This window comes from Listeria valentina (assembly GCF_011800755.1).
Classification (GTDB): domain Bacteria; phylum Bacillota; class Bacilli; order Lactobacillales; family Listeriaceae; genus Listeria; species Listeria valentina.
Genome location: NZ_JAATJW010000085.1, coordinates 1 through 7,370, shown reverse-complemented (window position 1 = coordinate 7,370; position 7,370 = coordinate 1). Strand labels below are relative to the sequence as shown.

Genomic DNA, 7,370 nt, shown 5'->3' with positions numbered 1-7,370 from the left:
GTTCAGTGCGCTCAAAAATTAGTTTTTCCTTGAAAATAATTTAAAAGTTCAGCTTGACTTATTACCACTAGACTTCTATTCGTAATACCAACAGTTTATAACTAAACTATAAAAAAGTAAAGTACTTTGCTTACAAAAAATAAGTTCCCATCCAAACCACTCTTTTTAGCAAAAAAGCAACTTGTTCGCTTTCAGCGAACAGGTTGCTTCACTTTAATTTTTAGCGATTGACGTTTTATCCTTCACAGGAACATTTCCCGAAATCGTGCCACTATAAGTTCCACTAAGAACGAGCATCCCCATGCCGCTCACCCGAAGATGATTATCCTGATCCAAATAATCAAGCGAATACGGCTTCGCATAAAAGGTCCCGATATCCGAATCAATTTCCGCCGTGTACTCATGCAAATCCTCATTGGAATCCGCGAATACAAGATCGAATGCTAAATCCAAGCTGCAACTCCTCGCAAGATCAGAAAACTTCCCTGCTCCATCATTCAAATTCAAAATCAATTTTGCCCCATCCGGTTTTTGATTCAAAATTTTCTCTGCTGCTTCCTCCGATAATTCAATCCGCAAATTTCTCACCACCTAGCAAAAAAGGCGGCCAAAAAAGCCGCCTTTAAAATTTAAGCCTTATAAGTTTGCAAATTTTTCGAGCAAACGAATCATTTGGCAAGTGAAACCATATTCATTATCATACCAAGCCACCGTTTTAACAAGTTGTGTATCTCCAGCTGTTGTCACTTCCGTTTGTGTTGGGTCATAAATCGAACCAAATGTGGTTCCGATCACATCACCCGAAACAATTTGCCGATCATCATAACCAAACGAAGGATTGTTTTCCGTATGTTTCTTCATAGCCGCATTCACTTCATCAGCCGTTACTTTTTTGTCGAGTATCGCCACAAGCTCAGTAAGCGAGCCATCTACAACTGGAACCCGTTGTGCATGACCTTGCAGACGACCATTCAGTTCTGGAATAACAAGACCAATCGCTTTTGCAGCCCCCGTAGAATGTGGAATCGTATTATCTGCAGCCGAACGAGCCGCACGCAAGTTCCCCCCACGAACAGGTCCGTCAAGCAACATTTGAGTGGACGTATATGCATGAACCGTTGTCATCGTTCCCACTTGAATTCCAAACTCATTATTTAAGAAATAAGCCATAGGAGCCAAACAGTTCGTTGTACAAGAACCCGCAGAAATGATTTTATCATCTTTAGTTAGCGTATCATCATTCACATTATACACAATTGTCTTCATTTGACCAGCTGGAGCTGAAATTACGACGCGTTTCACACCCGCATCCAAGTGAGCTTGCGCTTTTTCTTCTGACGTATAAAAGCCAGTACATTCAAGGACAATGTCGACACCTTGTTCTTTCACCCAAGGAATTTTGCTTGCATCCGGCTCCGCATAAACACGTGTTTCCGTCCCGTCTACAACAATCGAATTTTCCGTTGCTTTTACCGTACCCGGATAAGTGCCATGTGTTGAATCAAATTGCAACAGTTGTGCAAGCATTTCTGGATTCGTTAAATCATTAATTGCAACAACCTCAATATCATCTGAAACTTCCTTGATCCTGCGGAAAGCTAAACGACCAATCCGACCAAATCCGTTAATCCCAACTTTTACTGTCATAAAACTTCTCCTCCTATCAAAATCTATTCGTCAACATTCTTGCTGAATGAACAAAGTGATGTAAAAAAACCTACATTTTTATTTATACCCCATTTTTTCATTCTAAATACAATTTTTTTAACTTTTCACAGTCGCAAACGCTATCATTTCAAATTTTTTCGTTTCATCCAAATCGAGCCCTCAAAAAGTGGCGTATGAACAACAAAACCAAATTGACGGAAGAAATCAAGAACAGCCTTGTTTTCCGGTAAAACCCGCAAAAAAATTTCATCATATGGGTATTTTTTCGCCTCCACGAGTAAACCTTCCAAAAGCCTTTTTCCAAAACCCGCCAAACGAAACTGAGGTGCAACTAGCAAATGAGCAAATTCAAGCGTTCCTTCCGTCTCATCCACCCAAATTTCACCATAAGCCGCTACCTTTTCCCGCTCATATAAAATAAAAAGATCTTTCTCTTCCGCCTCAACCCAAGTCAAAATCTCACTTCGCTCAATCCTTCGCGTTCCCGTCGCCAAATAATTATCCGCTTCATTTTGAAAAAGTGGCAAAATAGCCGTCACATCCGCCTGCGTTACCCGTTTCATCCCGTCCCCTCCAAAAAAACATTCTCCTAAGCCATACCCGAAAAAGCCCTTTTACTAACAAGAAAAAGCTGCCCGCATCCGCGACCAGCTTTAGATTTCCCTTATAAACCGAATTGAGCTTCTTCCATCCGGTAATCCGCTTTTAATTTTGTGTGCTTCCGTTACGAACACGATCCCAGATTCGGTTTCATAGCGCCCCGACTTCGGAAGAGAGTAATCCTCAATCCCGTACATCACACCATCCAGAACTTCTCCCGTCACATACCACGGGTGTCCAAGTAGCGCCTCAGCTCTCGCAATATCACCAGCACGAATCAAAGCGCGAATCTCCGTTGAACTGATTTTATCCGCAATTCCCTCTTCCGTCTCAACAGGAATCGCCGTCACTTGAATCCCGAGTGGCCTAACAAGCTCTCTAAGTAGTTCCACATCCGAAACCGCATCTTTGCCAAAGTTAAATTCCTCTCCCACAATAATGTGCGATAATTGAAGCTGACTCAAATGTTCAAACACAAATTGCTCCGGCGTCGTTTCCGCATATTCTTTCGTAAAATTCGTTTCAAATAACACATCCACACCATAATGAGCTAGCCAGCGCTCTTTTTCTGATCCTGGTGTGAGTGCCTCGCGAAACGCAGGAAGCCCCTTTAGCGCCCAAAGTGGATGCGGGCTAAAGCTAATCACCGAATAAAGTTCATCCGGTTTTTTTATTTCAAGCGCCGTTTGCAAAATCCGCTGATGTCCGCGGTGAACCCCGTCAAATTTTCCAATCGACAAAACTGCTGGCCGTGAATCTGGAACCGGCGCCAAATCAACATGATAAATTTCCATACGCTTCACTCCTAAATCCTACTTTATAGCAGCCTCTCAAAATCTACAACTCATCTGTTTTGATAAATCACTAAAATCAATTGTTTCAACTTTTGAATTCGCTCAAATTGAACTTGGAATCCGCGTTTGTCTGCAATTTCATCTGTCAAAGCCTGAAACAATTCCAGCTGTTCTGGAAGTTCCAGCCCATCAAGTAGTTGTTCCATTCTCCCTTTCCATTCTACAGGAAGCATTTCTGCCAGATGACGCCCTAAAAACATCGGTGTTTTCCCTGAAAGCCAAACAATCTCTTCAAAAAGCGGCAAAAAATAATTTTCTCGAACCTCTGCCTCTAAATTAGCAACAAAGAAACGCTCACCGCGCCTCGTAAACTTTGCTAAATAATGGGCATCTAAGTAAAACTGATCGATAATCTCCAAAAATCTCGCCTGCGTGAGCTTCGATGCCGATTTGGGCAAGAGAAACTCATCCAGATTGTTCGCATAATCAATTTTATCTAACAAAACGCGATACGCTTCATAATATGGAAAAGGCGTTTCTAAAAAGGAAAGCGGCCAAAATGAAAAGTCCACCTTCACGCCACCTTCAAAAATCACAATCAAAGAGCGCATCCCTTCTCTAACAGGAAAATCAAGTGGCACCGCAACAAGCACCTCTCCGATTTCAGCAAGCCAGTCTCCCGCCGAAAAGTCTTGCTCCCCTTTTATCCAAAAATTAAGATCTAAATCCGAAAGAGCATCCACATAGCGTTCCTTCGCTAAAGATCCTTCGAGCACGACCATTTCAATTTCTTCATTTCTTGTGGCAAAATCCAGTATTCGCTGTAGCACATCTTCTCGTTTTCCCATCGTATTCGCCTCCCACTGTTCAGTATAGCAAAAACACCTGCCTCACTTAAAGAGCAGGTGTTTTCAAATGATAAATCTCTGGTTTTTGCATTTTTTCTGGCTTGTCTTTTTCTTTTGCCAACTTTCGATTAGGTAAAAGCAATCGTAAGCCATTTAAAATCACAAGAATCGTGCTTCCTTCGTGCCCGATCACACCGAACGGCAAGTTAATGGATTGAAATAAATTGGCTAACACTAAGCTGATAATCACCAGAATCGAAAAAGCGATATTTTGCTTCACAACTCGCCCAAGTCGAACAGATAGCACACTCGCATAGCTCAATTTCTCCAAGTCATTTTTCATGAGCACCACATCAGCCGCTTCCATCGCAATATCCGTTCCTTCCCCCATCGCGACGCCAACCGTTGCGTGTGCAAGCGCCGGTGCATCATTAATGCCATCTCCGACCATCGCAACCGACCCATAAACCGCCTTCAAATCACGTAGCACGTCGACCTTTTGCTCCGGAAGACAACCCGCAATCACATAATCAATACCAATTTCTTCGCCAATTGCAAGCCCCGTCGCTTCATTATCTCCCGTCACCATAATCGTTTTAATACCACGCTTCTTTAAGCTAGAAACAGCACGCTTGGCTTCTTCTCGTTTGACGTCCTTCAGCGCGATCATGGCGACCACTTGCTCGCCACATGAAGCATACACGAGCGTCTTCCCTTCACGAGGAAGCGTATCGCTAAGCGAACCTGCAAACTTCATAGCCTGCTCACACCCCACAAAGCGAGCCTTCCCTACACGCCATCTTTCCCCGCCAATCACGGCTTCCACACCAAAACCAGGCACATCCTTCATCACTAAATCCGTGAAGCCTTCCACACGTTTCTCGGAAAAATCGCGTACAATCGCTTCAGCAAGCGGATGAGCCGAATTTTGTTCAAGCGCGTAAATCCGGTCGATGACTTGCGCCCGGTCAAACTCTGGTGCCACGAAGAAATCCGTCACTACTGGCTTCCCTTGTGTGAGCGTTCCCGTTTTATCAAACGCGACCGCTCTTACATTCCGCAAATTCTCCAAATGGACGCCGCCTTTAAATAAAATCCCATTTCGAGCTCCATTCGAAATCGCCGCAAGTGTTGCTGGCGTGACAGAAGCCACAAGCGCACAAGGCGAAGCGACCGTTAGAAGCACCATCGCCCGGTAAAAAGTCTCATTCCAGCTCCAATCAAGCAAAAAGTGTGGTAAAAAGAGCATCACGAAAACAAGCACCAAGACTGCTTTTACATACTTATCTTCAAACCGCTCAATAAACTGCGCTGTATGCGAAGGCTCACTTTGGGCTTCCTTCACCATTTGAATGATCTGACTAAAGAGCGTTTGATCCGCTGTTTTCCGAACTTCCATCCGAATAACGCCTGAAAGATTCACCGTCCCGCCAAAAACTTCATCGTGAGTACCTTTTTGTGCCGGAATAGACTCCCCGTTGATCGCCGATTGATCCACCGAAGTTTCCCCTGAAATGATCACTCCGTCGATTGGGATTCGCTCGCCGGGGCGTACCAAAATCAAATCTTGCAGTTTAAGCGACGTTACATCGACCTCTTCCGTCTCCCCCGTTTCTAGCAGTAAAAAAGCAGTTTCCGGTTGAAACGACATCAGTTTCGTGATTTCTCGCTTGCTTTTGTTCGTCGTGTACGTTTCGAGCGCGCCACTCAGTGAGAAAATAAAGATCAGTACCGCACCCTCGAGCCAGTAGCCAATAATCGAAGCCCCTGTTGCCGCAAGTACCATTAAAAGTTCCACGTTCAATTTCCGTGTCTTGATCGTGTCGAGAATCCCTTCTTTCGCCTGATCGAAACCGCCAATCACAAATGCCGCAATAAAAATCCCCGCCGTTGCACCCGTAGCCACCGCACCTTCCGTTTGCCAGCCAAGCAAAATAAGTAAACCACTAACACCCGCTGCAAGAAACTGCCAGTTCTCTTTCCACCATTTTAATCGCATCTTGGACCACTCCTTTCTTTTCTAACTGATAATTGTTATCAAAGCCCTTAAAAACACGAAAATCTGTTTTTGCTCCCGCAAAAACAGATTAGATTTATTATAATTTACTGATTTCTTATTCCACTATCATTATAGCATGATTATAGTGACCAAACAAGTTAATTGATAAAATATTATTTTAATTGAGAATAGATTTCATTCCCGACTAAGCAAATAAAAAAACCGGAAAAGAAATTCTTTTCCGGTCCCATCTTTTAAGGAAGTACATTTCCAGCCGCACGATAAATTTCGTACCATTCTTCGCGCGTAAGAGAAATATCTGCTCCCTTACGAATAGCTTCGATCCGATCAGGATTCATCGTGCCGAGCACCGCTTGAATCTTCGCTGGATGACGTAAAATCCATGCAATCGCAATCGCAGAATTAGTCACTCCATAACGTTCCGCCACTTCATCTATTTTCGCATTGAGTTCAGGAAACTTCGGATTGTCTAAAAATACTCCTTCAAAATAACCATATTGAAATGGCGACCATGCTTGAATCGTCATATCATGAATCCGGCTATATTCCAAAATGCCATTATCACGATCGATCCCCGCGTCCACTTTCATATTCACATTGAAGCCAGCATCAATCATACCCGTGTGCATCACGCTAAACTGTAACTGATTAACAATCAATTTTTGCTTAACACTTTTCTTAAGCAATTCAATTTGAAGTGGACTTTCATTACTCACGCCAAAATGCCGAACCTTCCCAGCGCGTTCAAGTTCATCAAAAGCCGCTGCCACTTCATCAGGCTCAACAAGCGTATCCGGACGGTGAAGTAAAAGTGAATCCAAATACTCCGTCTTTAGCCGTTTCAAAATCCCATCGACCGAAGCAATAATATGCTCTTTCGAAAAATCAAAATAGCCTTGTCGAATCCCGCATTTTGATTGCAAAATCATTTTTTCACGAATCCGAGCATTCATGCCCACAGCATCCGCAAAAACTTCCTCTGATTTCCCGCCACCGTAAATATCTGCATGATCAAAAAAATTAAGTCCATTTTCAAGCGCCGTTTGCACAACCCGTTCTGCTTGCTCTTTCGAAAGATCTGCCATACGCATACATCCAATTGCAATACTAGGAGCAGCGAGTTCGCCACCAAGTTTTAATGTTTCCACATGCTTCACCTCTTCATTCAAGATACCTTTATTTTACCACTTTTAGAAGCCCCAACCAATCCAGATCCGTTTACATGAAAAACTTTCAAAAAAAGCTAGCATTTTTCCTCATTTTATTATAAAATAATCTCTGTTGACTAAAATATGGAGAAATACCCAAGTCCGGCTGAAGGGGACAGACTCGAAATCTGTTAGGCGTCCCTGTGGCGCGCCGGGGTTCGAATCCCCGTTTCTCCGTCAAAGACACAAAGTTAAGTGTTAAATAACCAAAGTCCTTTGATAAATCAAGGGC

The 7,370-nt window shown here is 43.3% G+C and carries 7 protein-coding genes and 1 tRNA gene; 1 reads left to right on the top strand and 7 read right to left on the bottom strand.

The features are described from left to right. Nucleotides 1–213 precede the first annotated feature (213 nt). The 7 genes from HCK02_RS12750 to HCK02_RS12720 all read right to left on the bottom strand — a co-directional run bounded on the left by HCK02_RS12750 (nt 214) and on the right by HCK02_RS12720 (nt 7,078). Entirely contained in the window at nt 214–579 is a 366-nt protein-coding gene (locus HCK02_RS12750) for an iron-sulfur cluster biosynthesis family protein (RefSeq protein ID WP_167630482.1), read from the bottom strand. Nucleotides 580–636: 57 nt separating this feature from the next. Next, complete coding sequence (gene gap, locus HCK02_RS12745; protein ID WP_115753020.1) at nt 637–1,647, bottom strand: type I glyceraldehyde-3-phosphate dehydrogenase; 1,011 nt, start codon at nt 1,645–1,647, stop codon at nt 637–639. 143 nt (nt 1,648–1,790) lie between these two features. Then, entirely contained in the window at nt 1,791–2,231 is a 441-nt protein-coding gene (locus HCK02_RS12740) for a GNAT family N-acetyltransferase (RefSeq protein WP_167630481.1), read from the bottom strand. A gap of 90 nt (nt 2,232–2,321) precedes the next feature. Further along, entirely contained in the window at nt 2,322–3,062 is a 741-nt protein-coding gene (locus HCK02_RS12735; RefSeq protein ID WP_167630480.1) for an FAD synthetase family protein, read from the bottom strand. 50 nt (nt 3,063–3,112) lie between these two features. Further along, entirely contained in the window at nt 3,113–3,910 is a 798-nt protein-coding gene (locus HCK02_RS12730; protein WP_167630479.1) for an aminoglycoside 6-adenylyltransferase, read from the bottom strand. 46 nt (nt 3,911–3,956) lie between these two features. Then, nucleotides 3,957–5,909, bottom strand: coding sequence for a heavy metal translocating P-type ATPase (locus HCK02_RS12725; protein WP_167630478.1), 1,953 nt, complete (start codon nt 5,907–5,909; stop codon nt 3,957–3,959). Nucleotides 5,910–6,163: 254 nt separating this feature from the next. Further along, entirely contained in the window at nt 6,164–7,078 is a 915-nt protein-coding gene (locus HCK02_RS12720) for an aldo/keto reductase (protein ID WP_281348886.1), read from the bottom strand. A gap of 146 nt (nt 7,079–7,224) precedes the next feature. On the opposite strand from HCK02_RS12720, the gene HCK02_RS12715 reads away from it, so the two are divergent. Then, a tRNA-Ser gene (locus HCK02_RS12715) sits at nt 7,225–7,315 on the top strand. Nucleotides 7,316–7,370: the final 55 nt, after the last annotated feature.